The following is a 1,404-nucleotide window of genomic DNA, read 5'->3' as shown; positions in this document are numbered from 1 at the left end:
AGATCATGGAGATCGCCAACCTGAGCACTGACCTGCAGAACTCGGGGATCAAGCGAGTCACCGATCAGTATCTGCGCGACGATATGTGGTCGGATCTCTTCTCTGATGTCCAGAAGCTCGACATCGTCGTGGCCTATGCCAGCACCTGGCGAAATACCCATCGAGCCCGGATTATGCAGGTCGCCGCCAACCCCTCGGCGCGGATCCGGGTCTTCCTCCCTGATCCCAACGACGACGCGACGATCAGCAACCTTGCTCTGAGGTTCAGCATGGAACCCGGCGACCTCCGCAGCAAGGTGTCCGAGGCGGTCGCTGACTTCAAATCGATGAGCAGACCGGGTGGCACGCAAGTCGAGGTGTGGCTGCGGAAGGGCGACCTTGTTTACAGCTGCTATCGGTTCGGAACTCAGCGCGCAGTCGTCACCCTCTACTCGCACACCCGAGAACGTCAGACCTCTGTGCCAACCTTTGTGGTAGACGGCGGATCGCTGTTCTCGTTTGTCTACAACGACATCGAAGCCATCAGGGCACAGAGCGTGCTGGCACCGTAGGAGGTTCACTTGACGGAGATGAAGCGTGTTTCCAGCACATCCCTCTTCGACCTCGACTTGGACGAGCGCTTCCTGAGCCTTTGTCGGACTGCGCGACAGGTTGCTTGGGACATCGAGACCTCGGGTCTCGACTGGAAGAAGGACCGCATTGCAACTTGCCAAGTCGCCGCACAGGGCGAGGTTGCGGTGGTCCGCTTCGGTGACAACCTGGGTCGGCCGACTCGCCTCGCTAGGCTCCTGGAGGACCCGACCGTGGTCAAGGTCTTCCATCATGCGCCGTTCGATCTGAGGTTCATGGGCTTTCAGTGGCTGGTCTCGCCGAGATCGGTAGCGTGCACGAAGATCGCCTCGAAGATTCTGGAGCCGGGCCTTGACAGTGGAGACCACAGTCTGATGCAGGTCCTGAATCGTCGCTTAGGGATTCAGATCAGCAAAGAGCAGCAGCGCTCGGATTGGTTCGCAGAGCAACTGACGGCCGCGCAGTTGGAGTACGCAGCGGAGGATGTGCGTCACCTGGCAGCACTGTTCGAAGATGAGATCGGTGAGGCAAAGCGACGTGGACTCGATGGCCTGCTGCAGCGGTGTTTCGATTTCCTGCCCAGTCGCGTCGAGCTCGACATCCTCGGTGCAGGAGACGTATATGCGTACTAAGCATGAGGTTTAGCCGCTCACCGTGGAGGTTGGCTCCCCTAAGACCGTGATGCGTCGTTCGGTACCTCAGCCTGCAGCTCGGTTGTAGACCAATAGATTATGGGCTTTTGCTCGCTGGAGAGCTGCATACTTGCAGGTCAGCACAGCGCTGAAAGTGTTTGATCTCATAATCCGCTGGTCGTGGGTTCGAGCCCCACCCGCC

General features: G+C 59.0%; 2 protein-coding genes. Both read left to right on the top strand.

Annotated features, from left to right (window positions below):
* The coding region (locus ACFWPJ_RS32865; RefSeq protein ID WP_378857419.1) for a hypothetical protein at positions 1-551 on the top strand (551 nt) is incomplete at its 5' end.
* Between the two features lie 18 nt (positions 552-569).
* On the top strand, positions 570-1,202 hold the full coding sequence (locus tag ACFWPJ_RS32860) for a ribonuclease D (RefSeq protein WP_378857421.1): 633 nt from the start codon (positions 570-572) through the stop codon (positions 1,200-1,202).
* Positions 1,203-1,404: the final 202 nt, after the last annotated feature.

This window comes from Nocardia sp. NPDC058497 (genome assembly GCF_042720195.1).
In the GTDB taxonomy this organism is placed as follows: Bacteria; Actinomycetota; Actinomycetes; order Mycobacteriales; family Mycobacteriaceae; genus Nocardia.
This window is presented reverse-complemented; position numbering and strand designations above follow the sequence as displayed.

Coding starts and splice junctions, on each gene's coding strand:
- ACFWPJ_RS32860 (WP_378857421.1), top strand. CDS start 570: ATGAAGCGTGTTTCCAGCACATCCCTCTTCGACCTCGACTTGGACGAG.